This is a genomic window from Vibrio sp. 970, from assembly GCF_033339075.1.
The window spans coordinates 197719-218159 of the sequence record NZ_JAWOTW010000010.1; the positions used below are offsets into that span (position 1 = coordinate 197719).

Annotated in this window: 19 protein-coding genes and 2 tRNA genes; 11 read left to right on the forward strand and 10 right to left on the reverse strand. The window is 44.4% G+C overall.

The window, feature by feature from the left end; genetic code table 11:
- Positions 1 to 265 precede the first annotated feature (265 nt).
- The gene (locus R7Q11_RS16200; RefSeq protein ID WP_054575473.1) at positions 266 to 2917 is read right to left on the reverse strand and encodes a beta-N-acetylhexosaminidase; all 2652 of its coding nucleotides are present in this window, start codon (positions 2915 to 2917) and stop codon (positions 266 to 268) included.
- 494 nt (positions 2918 to 3411) lie between these two features.
- Between R7Q11_RS16200 and R7Q11_RS16205 the strand changes: the two genes are divergently transcribed.
- Complete coding sequence (locus R7Q11_RS16205; protein ID WP_005382001.1) at positions 3412 to 4284, forward strand: TraB/GumN family protein; 873 nt, start codon at positions 3412 to 3414, stop codon at positions 4282 to 4284.
- A gap of 151 nt (positions 4285 to 4435) precedes the next feature.
- Positions 4436 to 4819: a hypothetical protein gene (locus tag R7Q11_RS16210; protein WP_372009610.1), complete on the forward strand. Its 384-nt coding sequence runs from the start codon at positions 4436 to 4438 to the stop codon at positions 4817 to 4819.
- A 441-nt stretch (positions 4820 to 5260) separates the two neighbouring features.
- Here R7Q11_RS16210 and R7Q11_RS16215 read toward each other — a convergent pair.
- A tRNA-Pro gene (locus R7Q11_RS16215) sits at positions 5261 to 5337 on the reverse strand.
- 259 nt (positions 5338 to 5596) lie between these two features.
- Here R7Q11_RS16215 and R7Q11_RS16220 point away from each other — a divergent pair.
- From R7Q11_RS16220 to rluF, 3 genes are all read left to right on the forward strand, one after another.
- The gene (locus R7Q11_RS16220; RefSeq protein ID WP_005382236.1) at positions 5597 to 5737 is read left to right on the forward strand and encodes a DUF3149 domain-containing protein; all 141 of its coding nucleotides are present in this window, start codon (positions 5597 to 5599) and stop codon (positions 5735 to 5737) included.
- A gap of 132 nt (positions 5738 to 5869) precedes the next feature.
- Positions 5870 to 6451, forward strand: coding sequence for a DNA endonuclease SmrA (smrA, locus tag R7Q11_RS16225; RefSeq protein WP_005382233.1), 582 nt, complete (start codon positions 5870 to 5872; stop codon positions 6449 to 6451).
- Between the two features lie 94 nt (positions 6452 to 6545).
- Positions 6546 to 7703, forward strand: coding sequence for a 23S rRNA pseudouridine(2604) synthase RluF (rluF, locus tag R7Q11_RS16230; protein WP_213908009.1), 1158 nt, complete (start codon positions 6546 to 6548; stop codon positions 7701 to 7703).
- A 64-nt stretch (positions 7704 to 7767) separates the two neighbouring features.
- Here the strand turns inward: rluF and ybaK are convergent, their stop codons facing one another.
- From ybaK to hemA, 8 genes are all read right to left on the reverse strand, one after another.
- Positions 7768 to 8241: a Cys-tRNA(Pro) deacylase gene (gene ybaK, locus R7Q11_RS16235; RefSeq protein WP_225466575.1), complete on the reverse strand. Its 474-nt coding sequence runs from the start codon at positions 8239 to 8241 to the stop codon at positions 7768 to 7770.
- 102 nt (positions 8242 to 8343) lie between these two features.
- Positions 8344 to 10026: a bifunctional UDP-sugar hydrolase/5'-nucleotidase UshA gene (ushA, locus tag R7Q11_RS16240; protein ID WP_005382230.1), complete on the reverse strand. Its 1683-nt coding sequence runs from the start codon at positions 10024 to 10026 to the stop codon at positions 8344 to 8346.
- A 220-nt stretch (positions 10027 to 10246) separates the two neighbouring features.
- Positions 10247 to 11098: a 3-deoxy-8-phosphooctulonate synthase gene (gene kdsA / locus R7Q11_RS16245; protein WP_005384095.1), complete on the reverse strand. Its 852-nt coding sequence runs from the start codon at positions 11096 to 11098 to the stop codon at positions 10247 to 10249.
- 53 nt (positions 11099 to 11151) lie between these two features.
- Complete coding sequence (locus R7Q11_RS16250; RefSeq protein WP_042524122.1) at positions 11152 to 11961, reverse strand: SirB1 family protein; 810 nt, start codon at positions 11959 to 11961, stop codon at positions 11152 to 11154.
- Positions 11962 to 11966: 5 nt separating this feature from the next.
- Positions 11967 to 12350 carry a SirB2 family protein gene (locus tag R7Q11_RS16255; RefSeq protein WP_005382225.1) on the reverse strand — a complete coding sequence of 128 codons (384 nt, stop codon included), beginning with the start codon at positions 12348 to 12350 and terminating at the stop codon, positions 11967 to 11969.
- A gap of 40 nt (positions 12351 to 12390) precedes the next feature.
- Positions 12391 to 13245 carry a peptide chain release factor N(5)-glutamine methyltransferase gene (prmC, locus tag R7Q11_RS16260; protein ID WP_042524123.1) on the reverse strand — a complete coding sequence of 285 codons (855 nt, stop codon included), beginning with the start codon at positions 13243 to 13245 and terminating at the stop codon, positions 12391 to 12393.
- Between the two features lie 3 nt (positions 13246 to 13248).
- On the reverse strand, positions 13249 to 14337 hold the full coding sequence (gene prfA / locus R7Q11_RS16265) for a peptide chain release factor 1 (RefSeq protein WP_005382222.1): 1089 nt from the start codon (positions 14335 to 14337) through the stop codon (positions 13249 to 13251).
- 29 nt (positions 14338 to 14366) lie between these two features.
- A complete protein-coding gene (gene hemA, locus R7Q11_RS16270; RefSeq protein WP_225466576.1) occupies positions 14367 to 15623 on the reverse strand; it encodes a glutamyl-tRNA reductase in 1257 nt (418 codons plus the stop codon).
- Positions 15624 to 15757: 134 nt separating this feature from the next.
- Here hemA and lolB point away from each other — a divergent pair, with 134 nt between their 5' ends.
- From lolB to R7Q11_RS16300, 6 genes are all read left to right on the forward strand, one after another.
- Positions 15758 to 16396, forward strand: coding sequence for a lipoprotein insertase outer membrane protein LolB (gene lolB, locus R7Q11_RS16275; protein WP_017634843.1), 639 nt, complete (start codon positions 15758 to 15760; stop codon positions 16394 to 16396).
- Complete coding sequence (gene ispE, locus R7Q11_RS16280; protein ID WP_225466577.1) at positions 16393 to 17265, forward strand: 4-(cytidine 5'-diphospho)-2-C-methyl-D-erythritol kinase; 873 nt, start codon at positions 16393 to 16395, stop codon at positions 17263 to 17265. Before lolB ends, ispE begins: the two co-directional genes overlap by 4 nt.
- Before the next feature lie 27 nt (positions 17266 to 17292).
- On the forward strand, positions 17293 to 18237 hold the full coding sequence (locus R7Q11_RS16285; protein ID WP_005393176.1) for a ribose-phosphate pyrophosphokinase: 945 nt from the start codon (positions 17293 to 17295) through the stop codon (positions 18235 to 18237).
- A gap of 151 nt (positions 18238 to 18388) precedes the next feature.
- Complete coding sequence (gene pth / locus R7Q11_RS16290; protein ID WP_005384112.1) at positions 18389 to 18979, forward strand: aminoacyl-tRNA hydrolase; 591 nt, start codon at positions 18389 to 18391, stop codon at positions 18977 to 18979.
- Positions 18980 to 18989: 10 nt separating this feature from the next.
- Positions 18990 to 20081 (forward strand): redox-regulated ATPase YchF, encoded by a 1092-nt coding sequence (gene ychF / locus R7Q11_RS16295; protein WP_005393178.1) that lies wholly within the window; start codon positions 18990 to 18992, stop codon positions 20079 to 20081.
- Between the two features lie 284 nt (positions 20082 to 20365).
- Positions 20366 to 20439: transfer RNA gene (locus tag R7Q11_RS16300), tRNA-Met, on the forward strand.
- Positions 20440 to 20441 lie beyond the last annotated feature (2 nt).

Below are 20441 nucleotides of genomic sequence, written 5' to 3' on the forward strand. Positions count from 1 at the left end.
CTGATAAAAACATGGGAAATACAGGCACTTATCGTATTTTTATAAAATTATTCAAAAAATAGAAGTGTGATCGTAAACAGATAATTTATTGATATTTAGCAGATTAAGTCGATCCAGTTCACAATAACCTTGACCATTACAACCAAAAACTTATTTATCAATGAAAAATAATTAGACATCGATCACGCTTAATTTCCTCAAAAAATAAAGAAAGCCCCAACATGAGGTTGAGGCTTTGCCAAAAAATTAACTTACAAGAATTGAGTTATTTCACGCTGGTCACTCGACTTGCTTTCTCACCGGTTGCTGACACAGAACGGATAAACACTTCACCTTTCACATTTGGACGAGCATTATCTGCGTAAGTTAGCCAGTTCTTGCCGTCTAGAGAGTATTGAAGCTTCACCCCTGGGAACTGAACGTTCATTGCTAGCTTGCCATCTTCTACTTTCGCACCTGGTACAGGCAGGCGGTAGTCGATACCTGATTTTTCTAGCTTAGCCAGTTCACGTTGGCCAAGTACGTTCGCAAAGCGGTTGTAGTCTTGGTTTAGCGCAGCTTTGTCTACTAGGTTAGAGTTTTGCGAGTATTCAACACCCACTTTGTAGTCGTTTTCCCAATCAGCACGGTGCCATGCACGCTCAGCGGCTGCTAGTACGCGAGGGAATACCATGTACTCGTATTGCTCGTCGTTACGTACTGTCTCAGACCACAGCTGTGCTGATAGACCATAGAAAGGTTTCGCTTCGATTTCACCTTTACCAGTGAAGCCGTTACCATCGCGGTCTACAGAGGTTTCTGCGTTCTGAGGCATGTTCTCTGGTGCAAAACCAAACATCTTACGAGTATCTGTTGCACGCGTCGCCCAGTAGTAACCACGCTCTTTCGGGTCAACTTCGTACGGCATGTCCATGTATACGTAGTCTGGGTTAGAAACGATAACGTCGTAACCTTTCTTAGACCATTCGTACACTGATGATGTGCCACCCCAGTAAAGAACGTCCCAGAAGTTAACACGTGTGTTTTCTGTTGCGAACGCTTTCTCACCTTCACTGTGCTTAAGGCCATCTTGCCAAGCTTGGAAGTTTGGAATGCCTTTCTCTGCCACCATCTTCGACACTTCTTCTGCAAAGTGGCTTGGTAGATGAGCAAAATCGCTTACCGTACCGTCTGCAATTAGCGTCTGACATTGTGGTGACTGTGCGAATGGCTTGTCTTGCTTAGACAAATCAATGTTACCCTTCCAGCTTACTTTGTCTTCTGCGTTGATGTCTTGCAGACCAGCGCCTAGCTTGATGTTCTTCGCTTCGTCACCACCAAAGTGCCATGTTGTTAGCGGCGTGCCCGCTTCTTGGTGCATTGCTGCTACTTCTGAAATCACTTTATCAACAAAGCGAGTTGAAGATTCCATACATGGGTTGATGAAGCTTTGCTTGTTGTAGAACTGAACCGTCGTTACGTTCGATGTATCTTGAGGGTCCATCAGGCGGTACTCGTTCGCTTCGGCTTCTTTGCCTTCTTCCATCAGACGGTCGTAACGTGCTTCCATTGATATCACTGCTGCACGTGCGTGCGCTGGCATATCGATTTCAGGAATCACTTCGATGTTACGCGCTTTCGCGTACTTCAAGATGTCCACGTAGTCTGCTTTGCTGAAGAAGCCAGAGCCAAAGTTGTCTGTCGTTGCGCCTGAGCCAAGCTGAGGCAGTAAACAGCTTTTCTCTTCCAAATCGAAACAACGGTTAGCACCCACTTCAGTCAGCTCAGGCAGACCCGGGATTTCTAAACGCCAGCCTTCATCATCCGTTAGGTGAAGGTGTAGTTTGTTCATCTTGTACGCGGCCATTTGGTCAAGCGTTGCAAGAATTGCGTCTTTAGAGTGGAAGTTACGAGCCACGTCCACCATCACACCACGGTAATCAAAACGCGGCGCATCTTTAATAGACAGTTGTGGTAGAGAATCAGCATTTTGGCTATCTACCAGGCCAAAGATAGATTGTACTGCGTAGAAAGCACCTGCTTGGTCAAACGCTTTAATCGCAATACCGTCGCCTTTGATGCTCATTTCGTAAGCACCAGATTTTGCCAATTCACCGGTGAAGTCTGCAGGAACAACAGTGATGCTTACAGGAAGATCACCACGAACATCCACACCTACCACTTCTGCACGACCTTGAATTGCTGCGTATTGAGCCGCATCGAATGCGTCTTTAGGCAGCGCAATACCCGCCGCGATATCTACCGTACCTTTACCTGCTTCAACAGACATTGGCGTTGGTAGTAACGTGGTTGATACGTCTTGTTTTGCTAGATCTTCGTTCTTCTCGAAACGAGACACAGCGCTCGCAAATACGTTGTTGTCATCTGGCGTACGTTTTAGGTTGTTACCCTCAAGGCCAGTCACGAAAGATGCAACGTCTTCTGTGTTAAGAGAAGCGATCATCTTAGGCTCTGCATTTGGTGCAGCAACGAAAGCGCCTGGCATGAAGTCAGTTTCAAATAGCTGCCAGTATTCAGCAACAAGAGGAAGCACAACCTCTTCACCCGCAGCAAAACCATCAAACTTATCTGTTGGTTCTAGTTTGTGTAGATCACCCGTTACGCGAGAGATTTTAAACTGTTCGTTTTCAACATCCAGAATCAGACGAATGCTATGGAAGTAAATAGCCCAATCTTTTGAGTCAACCGCTTCACCTTGGTTAACCAGCGTCATGTTTACCTTGTTACAAGACGCCCACTCAGCCCCTAAGTCCTGACAAGCAAGACCTTCGTTTGCACCGTGGTTAGTCAACACTTGGTATTGAATATCAAGATTATTAGCCAACGAATTTACAACTTGTTGTTCAGAGCTTTGCAGCGCAGAGCAACCTGCTAATGTAGTGATAACAGAAACAGCAATCAGACTAGGTTTAAACATCTTACTTCCCCAAAAAAGTCAGTGGTTCAAAACGACAATGATAAAAATCTCGGCCCCTCAAATGCGAGGTGCCTAACCGTTACATTCAACATACAACCTGTTATTTCTAAGCGTAAAATAAATAGAAATAGGAAGTGATCCAGTTCAAAAAATGACACTCAGAAAAAATAATAAAAACCTAATTTTCATGGAGTTACAATACACGTCAAAATCGAACAACTTGTTTTGACGAGTTTGCTGCGATCTAGGTCACTTATATTCATGAGTTACGACTGATTTTGTAAGATTTGGATCACGCCTAATTATTTTGTGAGCCATTAGTAAGCGAATTACCTATTTACCTTTCGTGAAGTGACTCTCATTTATTCGTCGTCAAAACTCGTCAATATTTTTAGAAATGACGATTTTGTCGAATACCCCACTGGAGAAATTGCACTTAACCTCACGCTATTTTGCGTATAAAGTTTAAAGGTATCTTATCTGAGGACCATTCTATGTTTCGTCTCTTGACGCTCATATCATCTCTACTTGTTACTTTGACTCCTTTTTCATCTTATGCAGAGCCACAGCATTGGTTAGCAAAAAAAGGGGAAACCGAACTTATGATTATTGGCTCGGTACATGTGGGGGATAAAACGATGTACCCACTCCCTAGAACGGTCATCCAGCATTTAAGCCAAAGCGCAGGGTTGATTATTGAAGCAGACGTCAGGAATTCTGAAGGCTTGGTTTACCCACAAACAACCATTCTTTCTAAAGATGTTTTAGACAGAGCTCAACGTCGCCACTTAATTGAAATTGCCCAAGATTTAGGTTTGCCAGAAACTCAACTCCTAAATTCCCCACCTTGGATGGCCGCATTCACCATCCAACTCGCTTTAGTCAACAAACTGGGGTATGTCTCTGATAAAGGGGTCGACATGCACTTAATAGGACTCGCTGATAAAAAGCAAATCCCGGTCATTCCACTGGAGTCCGTGCAATTCCAAATCGATTTAATCGCAGGTCAATCAGAAGGCGGTAAAGAGATACTTCTCTCATCAATTGAAGAATATGATGGCGGAGAAGAGTTAGTTCAATGCTTGATAGAGAGTTGGAAGAGTGGTGATGGTAGCATGTTGGTCGAAGCCTCTTTGACCGATCATACAACAGAAGAGTTTAACCAAGCCTTTTTATACGAGCGTAATCGAGATTGGGCTAAAAAACTCGACACTGGCAGTGTTTTACCTCAACAATCGGGTCGCTACACCGTTGTTGTTGGTGGCTTGCATTTAGTAGGTAAAGATAACCTGATTGAACTACTTAAAAATCGGGGATTTAACATCAAACCACTGGGTAAGACGCGCCAAGCAAATTGTGATATCTAGTGATTGTTTGAAAAATGCCATTTAAATATAATTATTTAAATACAACCATTTAAAATTCATTCAAACTTTCTTATAAAACGCCGTTAAGCTAAGTGGATACAAAACAACTCATATGAAATTTAAATATTTATTCCTATACACGATTGGAATTATGCTCACTTCTTCGTTGTCTTATGCTAAACCGCCATGCAACGTAGAATCTTTTCAAGCTATTGATATAACTCCGGAAGTAAAAGGCGGTGTTTTAGATAAAGAGAGTGGTCAATTTCTTATTACCGAAAAACCAATGATGCGTTGCGCGAACATCACGTTTTCAACAGCCCACACTCGAAATCGCGTTGCACATATGATGAACCAAGGCTTTGAAGCGGTTTACTATGATGGAAATACAAGCAAATCTCACTCAGTAACGTTTGATGAAGACGATTTAAAAGCGGGTTACGTCAAGATTGGGCCAAATCACCCAAAGACCGCTTATGTCTGTTTCACTACTTCTGAAACTCCTATCAATACTATCTCGTGTGACATCAAGTAATAAATTTACTCGCTCTAAAAAATGAAAAGGCCCTACATTTCTGTAGAGCCTTCCTCTCAATACGTATCGGTGAAGAGCCATGTTCTAACTTCAAGCGAACCCCATTTGGTTCGATACTATTGAAGTCTAAAATTACTAGCACTAAAAACGACGAAAGCCTGCTCATTGAGCAGGATTTCTAAAAGTGGTCGGTGAAGTAGGGATTCGACGCGACTGGGCTTCCAGAGGACTGGCATTCCAGACCCCGATCCTCTGGTTCCAAATAAATATCACCAAATACGAAAAAGGCTCTACATTTCTGTAGAGCCTTTTTCTCAATATGTGTCGATGAAGAGCCATATTCTAACTTCAGGCGAACCCCATTTGGTTCGCTACTATCAAAGTCAAATTTGCTGCCGCTAAAACGACGAAAGCCTGCTCATTGAGCAGGATTTCTGAAAGTGGTCGGTGAAGAGGGATTCGAACCCCCGACCCTCTGGTCCCAAACCAGATGCGCTACCAAGCTGCGCTATTCACCGAGATGTTTAACTGAGGAATTGTCCCCGTCAACGAATGCGTATATTACGGATTCTGAACTGTGGCGCAAGTGCTTTTTACAAAAAAACCTTAGGTCTTAATTCGTTTGATGAATAACTGAACACTAGCACGTAAAATGTGACTGATAACTCACAACAAAATACAGTTTATTAACCTTAGCAACATAATTGATCCAGATCAGTGTGCAACAAGACACCGCCATTTAGTTTATTCCTGTCGGGAACATCTTGGAGGAAACGTATGGACTTTTGGCTTGATCTCCTATTTGGTAATGCAGTGGGTCTATCGTCAATGATAGTAATTTTTGGGGCAATTGGTCTGATGTTATTTTACGGCGGTTTCTTCATATACAAGATCATGAACGACAAATCTCCTCACTAGATCTCGCTTAGCTCTAGAAACGCTTTGCACCGGAGTCGGTTACTTGCCTACTCCGGTTTTTTATTTGATCTCAATGCACCACTCATTGATATAATCCTATTATTCTTCCCTGTTCTTAATGAGATTACTGCTATGTCTCACGACGACGATTTTGATCTATTTCAACAGATGATGGGCGATGTAAAGCCAATCACTCAAGACACCACCGAACACAAAAAAGTACACCAAGTAACAGAAGCACAGCTCGCAAAACGCGAAGCAGCAATCTGGTTAACGGAAGATGACCCAGAATACCTATCACTTGATCACGCTGAAATGCTCAAGCCAGAGGACTTTGTTGAGTTCAAACGTGATGGTGTACAGGACGGGGTTTACCGCAAACTTCGCCTTGGTAAGTATCCAATCCAAGCTCGCTTGGATTTGCACCGTAAAACATTGAAAGAAGCACGTGATGAAGTCGTGACGTTTTTAAAGCAATGCCTATCAATGGACATTAGAACCGTCGTTATCGTCCATGGTCGAGGAGAACGCTCAAATCCACCTGCAATGATGAAAAGCTTTGTTAGCAGTTGGCTACGACAAATAAAGGAAGTCCAATGCGTCCATAGTGCGCAACGCTTTCACGGTGGAACTGGAGCCGTTTACGTCCTACTTAGAAAAAGTGCGGAAAAGAAATTAGAAACCCGCGAACGTCACCAAAAACGGTTAGGCTAAATTTCACCCTAATGCTAGAATGCCCGCCCTTATTCTTCCTTCCCCTTAGAGGAAGGGAGCTTCATTCGCCGTTGTGAAACGTTAGGAGACAAAAATGTCACAAGACAACGCTAAACGATTAAATAAATTCATCAGTGAAACGGGGTTTTGCTCACGCCGTGAAGCAGACAGACTGATTGAGCAAGGCCGTGTCACCATTAATGGCAACAAACCTGAAATGGGGACAAAAGTGCTACCTGGTGATGATGTTTGTGTGGATGGTAAGCCAGTGGCAGCAAAAGAGAAGCCGATTTATATCGCTCTCAATAAACCAACAGGCATCACCTGTACAACTGAGAGAGACGTCCCTGGAAACATCGTTGATTTCATCGGCCACCAAAAACGTATCTTTCCGATCGGCCGCTTAGACAAACCCTCTGATGGTCTGATCTTTTTGACCAACGATGGCGACATCGTGAACAAAATCCTTCGCGCAGGCAACAGCCACGAAAAAGAGTACGTCGTACGCGTGGACAAGCCAATTACAGGCGAGTTTCTCAAACAGATGTCGAGTGGCGTTAAGATTCTCGACACAGTCACCCTACCTTGTAAGGTAACGAAAGAAACTAAATTCTCTTTCCGTATTGTGCTCACTCAAGGACTTAACCGTCAGATCCGTCGCATGTGTGAAGCGCTGGGCTATGAAGTATTCAAGCTGCGTCGCGTACGCATCATGAATATCTCTCTTGATGGTATTCCCAATGGGAAATGGCGTTATCTAAGTGACGAAGAAGTGGCAGAGATCCTAGCAATGTGTGAAGGCTCGGTAGGTACAGAAGAAGCATCAAAAACAGACTCTAGAGGTCGCAACATTCGTAAAGCGACCGACGCGAAGCTGTTTGATAGCCGTGAAGAAAACCAAGATTCTACTGCTCGTCGTAACCAGAAGACACGAACTTTCCGTGGTAACAATGCTGATGAATTCCGTCATGCACCAAACTCGAAAAAAGGTCAACAAAAGCGTCGTCAGTGTGATGATGAAGGCGGACGTCCAGCTAAAGAACATTACAAAGCGAAACCACAAGGTGAACGCAGCAGACCGCAAGGCGAGCATGGTAAATCACACCGTAAACCAGATGCATCAAGCAATACGCATTCAGTAAACAAGCCTCAATCACCGAGTAAGCCCAAGCAGCATTACATGAACCCAAATGCCGCGAAACCAAGTAAACCAGCTAAACGCACTGGTGGTACATTGAGTCTGAAGAAGTAACGCTTCACTGACAGGCAAGATCAAAAAAGGACGCTCATGAGCGTCCTTTTTATTTGTCATGAGTTTACAAACAAAGAGGTGCAAACTGACCGCGAGTTAAGCTCAGCAAATCTCTCGGGGCTAACTCAATTTCTAAACCACGTTTACCAGCACTCACACAGATTGTGTCTTGCTCTGCTGCGCTTTCGTGCAAAAAAGTAGGTAAGGCTTTCTTCTGCCCTAGTGGGCTAATTCCACCAACGACATAACCTGTGGTCTTTTGGGCGATTTCCGGATCAGCCATATCGGCCTTTTTGCCCTTCGCTGCTTTCGCCGCCAGTTTTAGGTTCAGCTTTTGATCAACAGGGATAATCGCAACCGCAAGGTTCTTTGGCTCCCCGTTCAAGCAGAACAGCAAGGTTTTAAATACTGTTTTCGGATCCTGCCCCAGTACTTCAGCAGCCTCCAAGCCATAACTATCGGCTCTAGGGTCATGCTCAAACTGATGAATCGTGTGTGGAATTTTTTTCTTTTTCGCAAGATTAATGGCCGGAGTCATCAAGATTCTCCTCATAAAAACAAAAAGCGCAGATTGAATTGGATCTGCGCTTTTAGTTAATGATATCAGCGAGTTTGAGTCAATCGCTTTTTATCTGTTGGGTTACTGATCAATCGCCGTATCAACTAAATACGTGATTTCACCTGAAGGGGCATACTCATTAACATCAATAGGGCTATGTGTTTCTAAATAATCCTTCAAAACCTCAGCATCGGTAAAACCTGTATTTACATACCCTGGATGATCGTCGATTTTAGGGTAACCATCTCCACCAGCAGCATTATAGCTTGGTACGGTAAAGCGGTAATTACCATCTAAGCGAAGTTGCTTATTACCAATGAACACATTGGTTACCTCACCATTATTGATACTCATCGCAATGCCGGCAAACTGCGCGTAAGCTCCAGAGTCGACAGGTTTAGTTGCAACGACATTTAGGTAATCCAATACTTCTTTGCCCGTCATATCAACGTAAGAGACCATATTGCCAAATGGCTGAACAGTCAGCACATCTTTGTAGGTAATCTCACCTGCTGCAATCGAATCGCGAACGCCGCCAGAATTCATTACGGCGAAATCTGCTTTCGCACGTTCCATGTGAGCCGTTGCAATTAATCGACCTAAGTTTGTTTGCTGGTAACGAACCACATTGCGGTCACCCTCAAGCTTACCGTTAGATTCTGCAATCTTCACGTTTAGTTTGCCCTGACCTTTTTCTTGATAAGGACGAAGAAACTCAAGCATCATTTCGTCTTGTTTAATCTCATCTTGGATCAAGACTCGTTGCGACTGACCATCAACTTTAACTTTCTTTTTCAAGTTTACAGGGATTAGATCGTAGCTCACCATCGAGAGTTCGCCATTACGAAACTCGTAATCGGCGCGTCCCACATATTTCCCCCACTCATGTGCCTGAACAATAAAGGTACCATTTTGTTTATCGGGCTGACATTCATCACCTGGTTTAAAGTTCTTTTTGATAACGTTTGGACCTTCCATGCACACAGGTTCTTGTGAGTGTCCTCCAACGATCATGTCGAGATCGCCGTCATTCAAATAACGAGCTAACGCCACATCGCCAGGAGCATTGATGCCTCTATTACCATTTTCATAGTGTCCCATATGCGTGACAGCAAAAATCAGATCTGGATACTCTGTTTCTTTCAGTTCTGCAATCAGCTTCTTGGCTTCTTCTTTTGGGTCACGGAAGTCAATTTGTTCAATGAATTCAGGGTTGCCAAGTTTCGCTGTGTCTTCGGTTGTAAGGCCAATGACCGCAATTTTAATGCCCTGCTTTTTAAACATCGCATATGGTTGGAATAAACGCTTGCCAGTATTTTTATCGTAAATATTGGCAGACAACATCGGAAAGTTTGCCCACTCTTGCTGCTTGAATAGCACGTCCAATGGATTATCAAACTCATGATTACCTAGAGCCATCGCATCGTAACCAATTTTGCTCATGCCTTTAAAATCCGGCTCGGCATCTTGTAAATCAGACTCAGGTACTCCTGTGTTGATGTCACCACCAGAAAGCAGTAACACGCTGCCCCCCTCAGCCTGTATTTCTTCGCGCAAATCATCGATTAACGTTTTACGCGCCGCCATGCCATATTCACCGTATCGATTTTGCCAAAAGCGACCATGATGATCGTTAGTGTGCAACACGGTCAATTTATAGGTTGTATCGGCATTCCATTCTGGTGCAGGTTGCGTAGCACACCCAGCTAACGAGGCCAAGATAGCGGCACTCAAAACAGTTTTGATCATCAGACGCTGATTCATTTATTTACCTTTTTCTTATTGGGATTACTGAAGCACATTTTAAGCATTCGATCTATTTGAAAACCACGTGCACCCTAACACATTGATTTAATAATTATGATGCATTGTTTAGCAATAACAAATTCATCAGTAACAAGTTTGAGAATTCACGGCTTTTCAGATAAAAAAATAGCCAACACTCGGTTGGCTATAGTATTTGTTACCACCAGTCATCTGGCGTTTACTTGATATCTATATCTGCAAAGCTCTTGATCAGATCATCAAGCGATTTCATTTGTGCTAAGAATGGCTCTAACTTGTCTAGAGGCAGTGCAGATGGGCCATCACAACGCGCTTGGTCTGGGTTTGGGTGCGCTTCGATAAATAGACCTGCGATGCCTGTCGCTAGACCCGCTTTTGCAAGCTCAACCGTCTGCTCACGACGGCCGCCAGATGCTGCGCCTGATGGGTCACGCATTTGTAGTGAGTGCGTTACGTCAAAGATGATTGGGCTACCTTTCGAAGCATTTTTCATCACACCAAAACCAAGCATGTCTACAACTAGGTTATCGTAACCGTGGCAAGAACCGCGCTCACATAGGATGATCTTGTCGTTACCGCACTCTGCGAACTTCTCAACGATGTTTCCCACTTGACCAGGGCTCATAAATTGAGGTTTCTTCACGTTGATAACCGCACCTGTTTTGGCCATAGCTTCAACAAGGTCAGTTTGGCGAGCTAGGAATGCAGGAAGCTGAATAACGTCTACCACGTCAGCGACAGGTTGAGCTTGCGCTTCAGTGTGAACGTCCGTGATGATCTTTACACCAAAAGTGTCTTTCAGCTCCTGAAAGATTTTCATACCTTCTTCCAGACCTGGACCGCGGTATGAATGAACAGAACTGCGGTTTGCTTTGTCAAACGACGCCTTAAATACGTAAGGAATACCAAGTTTTTCCGTTACTTTTACGTAGTGCTCACAGATCTGCATCGCAAGATCACGAGACTCAAGAACGTTCATACCTGCAAATAGGGTGAATGGCTTGTCGTTAGCAACCTGAATGTCGCCGATATTAACGATTTTCTGTTCCATTTTGATTCTCTTTTTCTGTCCACGATACGCCACAGTTCGGCACATCGATAAAATTAGTGAAGTGTGACGTGCGTTTCACTCATCACATTAACTTGTGATTTTAGTAGCTCGGAAGCCGGATCGTCAGGGCATTGGTCAATAAAGTACTGAAAATCTGATACCGCTACTTGAGGGCACTCTAGCTGTTGGAAAATAAAACCACGGTCACGAATTTCGTATGGGTCATCTGGCACAAACGTTAGAGCAAGATTTGTACAACGTAATGCCAGCGTATAATGCTCTTCACGCAACATCGCACTTTTAATCAATGCCAACCAGCGACCAATAATTGTTGGGTTGTCAGCTTCCTCAAAATGTTCAGCCTTTAGCTGAGCTAGCGGTCCTTCCTGGCCAATAAGCCAAGCTTGAAGAATCCTTTCACCTACATACTCACCATTAAATGGGTTGATGTAGTCTGGCTTCTTATGCATCCAGTCGACTTTTAACAGGAACTGAGTAGGGAAAGTAACTCCCTTCAACGGGAACCCCAGCTTTTTGCCTAGGTATAACAAAATCGAACCTAAGCTCACAGGAATACCTTTTCTGCGCTCCAACACTTTATCGATGAAGCTGTTGTCCGAAATAAAGTATTCCTGCTCGTCGCCTTTGAATCCCCACTCGTGGAAAAACAGTCGTAGGAATGCATCAAATCGTTGCTCTTCATCGGTTTCATGAACAAGCGTGGCTTCTGCATCTTTGTAAAGACGCTCTAACTCTTGTTTCGCCCAATGTACTTTGGTTTCTGGGTTAATCGCTTTGTTTAGCTCAAGCGCACCTTCCACCAACGGTATATTGTCAAAATCTTCGTCAAAAAACTCTAACATGACGTCTATCCAAATAACGTAGGGCTCTTAGACACAGCAATGTTTGCAGCCATGACCAACCAACCTAATGCGCCGAAAAAGCCAAATATCTTCAGTAGGTTGTTTTTCGCAAGTTTCAATGAGAAGAATCCAAGCGCAATGTACGCCAGTACGCAGGTGATTTTGTTTGTTAACCACGGTGCGGCATCGGTAAACGGGATGAAACCAGTAATGAAAATAAGCGCGATACCTGACACTAGCAATGCAGTATCAACGATGTGGGGAAACACTTTCAAAAAGCGATTATTTCGCTTCGGTGAGTTCATCATCATTAACACGAATCGGATCGATAGTAGCGTTGCGCTGAGAGCGATCGTCACTAAGTGTATGTGTTTTAGAGCTACGTACATTTTTCTTCTCTTTTTAGTTAGTGTTTGCTGACTTCCATGATTAACTGGCCAGACAACCAAGTGTTACTCGATCGTTACCGCCATAATCTTTTTCCGTAGCGACCTGTTGGTAACCAAAGCCACGCATTATCTCACGCACCGCCTCACCTTGATCATAACCATGCTCAAATGCCAGCCAACCGCCCACTTCAAGATACTGACGAGCAAGATCCGAGATATGACGAATATCAGCTAAGCCATTCTCTTTAGCAACTAATGCAGATTTTGGCTCAAAGCGCACATCACCTTGGGATAAATGTGGATCTTTTTCATCAATATATGGCGGGTTGGAGACAATTAAAGCAAACTTCGTACCTTCTGTAATAGGCTCAAACCAACTGCCTTGAGCAAAGGTCACATTTTTGATGTTTAGCTGCTCAGCATTGTACTCTGCAAGTGCTTTCGCTTCTTGTTTGAGATCTACGCCCATTACTTGACGTTTTGGCATTTCAGATGCGAGTGCGATAGCAATTGCCCCCGTCCCCGTTCCAAGATCTAAAATAGGCCCAGTCTGCTCGTAGGTCTTATCGAGTGCAACTTCGACCAAACGTTCTGTATCCGGTCTTGGGATCAAGGTAGAGGGAGAAACTTTGAACGGTAAAGACCAAAACTCTCGCTCACCAATAATATAAGCGACGGGTTCACCAGTTAAACGTCGTTCAAGTAGAGCGTCGAATTTTGCTTGTTGCTCTGCTTCTAATGCTTTTTCTGGCCAGGTCAGTAGATAAGTTCGTGGTTTGCCAAGGACATGGCAAAGGAGTACAGCTGCATCGAGAGAAGGCGACTCTTTGCCGCCTTCTGCCAGTTTCGCCGTCGCACTTTTCAGTGCTTGCTCAATCGATTGAACTTGGCTCATCGATTAGCCGTTCTCTGCGAGCGCCGCAAGTTGGTCTGCTTGGTGCTCTTGAATCACAGGATCAATCAAGCTCTGCAGGTCACCTTCCATCACTTCGTTCAAACGATAGATGGTTAGGTTGATACGGTGATCAGACACACGACCTTGTGGGTAGTTGTATGTACGAATACGGTCACTACGGTCACCAGAACCTAGAAGGTTACGACGTGTATCAGACACTTCTGCGGCACGACGCTCTTCTTCCGCTTGAACGATACGAGCAGCAAGAACAGCCATTGCTTTCGCTTTGTTCTTGTGCTGTGAACGCTCATCCTGACACTCTACTACCGTACCCGTTGGTAAGTGGGTAATACGAATTGCAGAATCCGTGGTGTTAACGTGCTGACCACCCGCGCCAGATGCACGGAACGTATCGATTTTCAGGTCTGCTGCTTTGATTTCAGGCAGATCCGCTTCAGGGATTTCCGCCATTACTGCTACTGTACAAGCAGAAGTATGCACACGGCCTTGAGATTCAGTTGCAGGAACACGCTGTACACGGTGACCGCCTGACTCAAATTTCAACACGCCGTATGCACCGTCGCCGCTCACTTTTGCGATCATCTCTTTGTAACCACCGTGCTCAGCCTCGTTTGAAGACATGACTTCGATGCGCCAGCCACGCTTTTCTGCGTACTTGCTGTACATACGGAATAGATCACCCGCGAAAATGCCCGCTTCATCGCCACCCGCACCTGCACGAATTTCTAGGAAACAGTTACGATCATCGTTCGGATCTTTTGGCAGAAGAAGAATCTGTAACTCATCAGTAAGACGCTCAATCGTCGCTTTCGCTTCTTTGATTTCTTCTTGCGCCATTTCACGCATCTCTTCGTCGTCTTCGTTTGCCATCTCTTCAGCGGCGACAAGATCTTCTTGTGCTTGTTGATAAGCTTGGAAGCACTTGGTTACTTCTTCTAGCTGAGAGTACTCTCTTGATAGAGCACGGAATTTGTCCTGATTTCCAATTACATCAGGATCACCAAGAAGATGTTGAACTTCTTCGTAACGTTCTACTAGCGTTTCTAGCTTAGTCAGAATAGAGGCTTTCATAGTGTCGTTTTCTTAATAAAAAGCGTGAGTTATAGATCATCCAAGCCAAGTGTTTGGCGGATAATCGTTAATTTTGCTGGTTCGCCTTGCTCTGCTGCACTTTGCAATGCGCGAGTTGGAGCGTGAATCAGTTTGTTGGTGAGTTTATTACTCAGCTCGCGCAGCACTTTCTCCGGATCTGCGCCTGCCGCTAAAGATTGCAAACTTTTGCTCAGTAACTCTTCACGAATTTCGTTGGCTGATTTGCGATAGTCGCGAATACTATCGACGGCTTGCAGTGAACGCAACCATGTCATAAACGCAGCGCTTTCTTCACTAACAATCGCTTCAGCTTGAATCGCTTCGACTTTACGCTGCTCAATGTTGCTGTCGATGATAGATTGCAAGTCATCAACAGAATACAGATATGCGTCGTTCAGTTCACCGACTTCCGACTCTACATCTCGCGGCACCGCAATATCGACTAACAAGATAGGTTGATGTCGGCGCTGCTTTAGAGCCGTTTCGACCATACCTTTGCCAATAATAGGCAATGGGCTCGCCGTTGAGCTAATCACAATATCCGCTTTCGCCAAATGTTCAGGAATTTCGTTCAAACTGATCACTTCTGCGCCAAATTGGTCCGCTAAGCCTTGCGCGCGCTCTTTAGTGCGGTTCGCGACAATCATTTTTGTGCAACCGTTGGACGCTAAATGCTTCGCGACCAATTCAATCGTCTCACCCGCACCAACTAAAAGCACGGTTGAATCTGATAACGACTCAAAAATATGTTTTGCCAGTGTACATGCCGCATAAGCCACGGACACGGCATTACCACCAATATCTGTCTCTGTTCTCACCCGTTTGGCGACTGAGAACGTCTTTTGAAACAGTTTATCAATCGAGGCATCGACAGCTTGATGATCTCGCGAGTCAGAAAATGCTTGCTTTACCTGCCCCAAAATTTGAGGCTCACCCAACACCAGAGAGTCAAGACCGCACGATACGCGCATCAAATGCTTTATTGCAGCTTGTTCTTCATGAACATACAAACTCGGCATTAAATCTTCGCGGCTCACTTGATGAAATTGAGCAAGCCACTCGATCAACTTGTTTCGCGCTCCTTGCTTAACATCGCAGTACAACTCAGTTCGGTTACAGGTTGAAACAATCACACTGCCGTTAACTGCTTCGTGCTCTCTAAGTTGCTCGAGTGCAGGGCCGAGTTTATCCGGACCAAACGCCACCTTCTCTCGCAAGTCGACAGACGCTGTATTGTGATTAATTCCAATAGCAAGCAAGGACATCTAACGTGGTATCTCTGGGATAGGTTATAAAATAGGTCCAGAATTTTACTGTAAGCACGCATTTATTGAAAGGGTAAGCCGGATTTGTTTTCCTAAGTGCGACTTTTCAATGCTATAGTTGTGAGCGATTCCCGATGAAACTGATTAATAAGCCATCAAACATGACGTTACGCTCCTTTATTCTTTTTTTCTTGTCGAGCTTACTGCTCGCTGGTTGTTCGTCCGTTCCTGAAAGTGTTACCAGCGTTGAATGGCAAGCTCATGAGCAGCGACTCGAAACCATCCAAGATTTTCAAGCAACGGGGAAACTTGGTTATATTGGCCCAGACCAAAGACAAAATTTAAACTTCTACTGGAAACATTCTTCAGCACTAAGCCAGTTGCGTTTAACAACGATTCTCGGACAAACGGCATTAAAGCTCACCATCACCCCACAAGGCGCCACAGTAGAAACTTACGACGATCAGGTCCTTTCTTCTCGCAGTGCTAACCAGCTGATTTACCGTCTTACAGGGTTGATGATGCCCGTCGATCACATGCCTGACTGGCTATTAGGTCTACCGACCGATGCCGACAAATTCCAACTGTCTCCAACCAATACACTGCAAGCGTTAAACAAACAAATTGGTTTAAATGATTGGAGTATTGCATATCAAAGATATGGCGACGTTCAATGGCATGAACAGTCTCTCCCTCTGCCAAATAAGCTGAAACTCACCACAGCTGATGTCAAAATAAATCTAGTGATCACAAAATGGAACATCACCCAATGATTGAACTTTCAACACGCTGGCCATCACCAGCGAAATTGAATCTCTTTCTATATATCAACGGCCGTACAGAAAATGGCTACCACGAGTTACAAACCTTATTCCAATTCGTCGATCACGGCGATGAGCTCACTATTCAAGCGAACTATTCTGGTGATATTACGATTTCTCCAGAGATAGAAGGTGTGCCTCTTCAAGACAATTTAATTTGGAAAGCAGCAACCGCGCTTCAAGCTTACTCAAACTGCCCTTTTGGCGCGCATATTGAGCTACAGAAAGTGCTGCCTATGGGTGGAGGCATTGGCGGAGGCTCATCGAACGCAGCTACAGCATTAGTGGCACTGAATTACTTATGGCAACTGAATCTAACTGACGACGAACTGGCTGAAATAGGTTTAAAACTAGGCGCAGACGTGCCCGTATTTGTGCGCGGATTTGCAGCTTTTGCTGAAGGTGTTGGTGAAAAACTCTCTCCTGCTTATCCCGAAGAAAAATGGTATTTAGTCGTCAGACCGAATGTATCTATTGCAACCGTCGACGTTTTTTGTCATCCAGATCTAACGCGAAACACCCCAAAACGAGATCTAGAAACACTTTTAAATACGCCAAGCGTAAACGATTGCGAAAAAATTGTACGAATGCTCTACCCAGAGGTTGATAAGCAACTTTCTTGGCTGCTACAATACGCGCCGTCAAGATTGACGGGGACAGGATCTTGCGTTTTTGCTGAATTTTCGAGCAAATCTGAAGCAGAAACTATCCTTGCACAACTCTCTGATAAAGTCTCGGCATTTGTCGCTCAAGGGCGCAATATTTCGCCATTAAAAGAGACTTTGGCTGAATACCAATCAGCCTCACACCGACCTATTTAAACTGGACGCAAACCCGAGGTTTCCACCGTGCCTGATATGAAGCTATTTGCTGGTAACGCAACACCTGAACTAGCCCAACGTATTGCTGATCGTCTTTACATCTCTCTTGGTGATGCATCTGTTTCTCGCTTTTCTGATGGCGAAGTTGCAGTTCAAATCAATGAGAATGTTCGTGGTAGCGATGTTTTCATCATTCAATCCACTTGTGCACCGACTAACGACAACCTAATGGAATTGGTTGTTATGATTGATGCAATGCGCCGTGCTTCAGCAGGCCGTATCACTGCAGTTATCCCTTACTTCGGCTACGCTCGCCAAGACCGTCGTGTACGTTCTGCGCGTGTGCCAATTACTGCAAAAGTTGTTGCTGATTTCCTATCTAACGTTGGTGTTGACCGCGTTCTAACTATCGACCTACACGCAGAGCAAATTCAAGGCTTCTTCGATGTACCTGTAGACAACATCTTCGGCACGCCAGTGCTACTTGAAGATATGCAGGCTCGCGGTCTAGATAACCCTGTAGTGGTATCTCCTGACCTAGGTGGCGTTGTTCGTGCTCGTGCAACAGCAAAAGCACTAGGCGACATCGACATCGCAATCGTAGATAAGCGTCGTCCACGTGCAAACGTTTCTGAAGTAATGAACCTAATCGGTGATGTTGAAGGTCGTGACTGTGTGATCGTTGATGACATGATCGACACAGGTGGCACACTATGTAAAGCAGCTGAAGCACTAAAAGAGCGCGGTGCTAAGCGTGTATTCGCTTACGCTACTCACGCAGTATTCTCAGGCAACGCTGCGGATAACATCAAGAACTCAGTTCTTGACCAAGTTATAGTAACTGACTCTATCTCTCTGTCTAAAGAGATGGCTGCAACAGGTAAAGTGACAACACTAAGCCTATCTCGCATGCTGGCTGAAGCGATTCGTCGTATCAGCAATGAAGAGTCAATCTCTGCAATGTTCAACTAATACGAACATTTCAGTTACACTGATTTAAAAAGCACCCCTCTTTGGGGTGTTTTTTTATTTGTACTGATAACTAGAAAATCCCTTGGTCGCCCACCGCGAGTTTTCTGTGCTATCATACTGCGCTTTTTGAGATTCCAGAGAGATCCTAACCTTGAGTCAACAAATCAAACTTCTTGTTGGTCTTGCTAACCCAGGACCAGAATACGCCAGAACTCGTCACAATGCGGGCGCTTGGGTTGTAGAAGAATTAGCACGCGTTCACAACGTTACACTGAAGAACGAACCAAAGTTTTTTGGTCTAACAGGACGCATTATGGTCAATGGCCAGGATCTCCGTTTGCTTATCCCAACCACCTTCATGAATCTATCAGGTAAATCGATCGCAGCGCTTGCGAAATTTTATCAAATTAAACCTGAAGAGATCATGGTCGCTCATGACGAGCTAGACTTACCGCCAGGTGTCGCTAAGTTTAAAAAAGGTGGGGGGCACGGTGGACACAACGGTCTGCGTGACACCATTAGCAAACTGGGCAATAACAAAGATTTTTATCGTCTTCGTATTGGCATTGGTCATCCGGGACACAAAGATAAAGTGGCGGGTTTTGTATTAGGTAAAGCGCCAGCTAAAGAGCAAGAGCTTTTAGATGCAGCAGCTGATGAGGCTGTTCGTTGTCTAGATATCCTGATTAAGGATGGCCTATCTAAAGCACAAAATCGCCTCCACACGTTCAAAGCTGAATAAGGTTACTATCATGGGTTTTAAATGTGGCATCGTTGGTCTACCTAACGTAGGTAAATCAACTCTGTTCAACGCACTAACTAAAGCGGGTATCGAAGCAGCAAACTTCCCGTTCTGTACCATTGAACCAAACACTGGTGTGGTTCCTGTGCCAGATCTACGTCTAGACGCACTAGCTAAGATCGTTAACCCACAGAGAGTTCTTCCAACGACGATGGAGTTCGTGGACATCGCTGGTCTTGTTGCTGGTGCATCACGTGGTGAAGGTTTAGGTAACAAATTCCTAGCTAACATCCGTGAAACAGACGCGATTGGCCACGTTGTACGTTGTTTTGAAAACGAAAACATTGTTCATGTTTCAGGTAAAGTTTCACCTATCGAAGATATCGAAGTGATCAACCTTGAACTTGCGATGGCTGATCTAGATTCTTGTGAGCGAGCGATTCAACGTAACGCGAAGAAGGCAAAAGGCGGCGATAAAGACGCAAAATTTGAACTAACCGTACTAGAAAAACTGTTACCAGTACTTACTGAAGGCGGCATGGCACGCACAGTTGAGCTATCTAAAGAAGAGTTAGCAGCAATCGGCTACCTAAACTTCCTAACACTGAAGCCAACTATGTACATTGCAAACGTAAACGAAGATGGCTTCGAAAATAACCCATATCTAGATGCGGTTCGTGAGTTCGCAGAAAAAGAAAACAATGTCGTTGTACCTGTATGTGCAGCTATCGAATCTGAACTATCTGAACTAGAAGATGAAGATCGCGAAGAATTCCTAGCAGATATGGGGATCGAAGAGCCGGGCCTGAACCGTGTAATTCGCTCTGGTTACGAACTACTGACTCTACACACCTACTTCACAGCAGGTGTTAAAGAAGTACGTGCTTGGACAATCCCTGTTGGTGCAACTGCGCCTCAGGCGGCAGGTAAGATCCACACTGACTTCGAGAAAGGCTTTATTCGTGCAGAAGTAGTCGGTTACGACGATTTCATCCAATTCAATGGTGAAAATGGCGCAAAAGACGCAGGTAAATGGCGTCTAGAAGGTAAAGACTACATCGTAAAAGATGGTGATGTTGTACACTTCCGCTTCAATGTTTAATTAAATGAATGAATTCTAAACACTTCATTTACACTAAAAGCCAGCTGTTAAGCTGGCTTTTTTAATACCTTAAGTAAATGAACAAAAATAAATTACGCAACTGCAAGCTAATTTATTTCCAGTTTTAGATCATAAACACGCCTCTTTGTTTAAAAAGGAAGCGAACGAGGTTTTTTCCGAAATTTATTAAAAAAAACTGTTGACGGATCTCACTCAACTTCGCATAATGCGCGCCGTTCCCAACGACAAGGCAACAAAGCGTTGAGAACAAAAAATATGGTTTTGGCTACGTAGCTCAGCTGGTTAGAGCACATCACTCATAATGATGGGGTCACAGGTTCGAATCCCGTCGTAGCCACC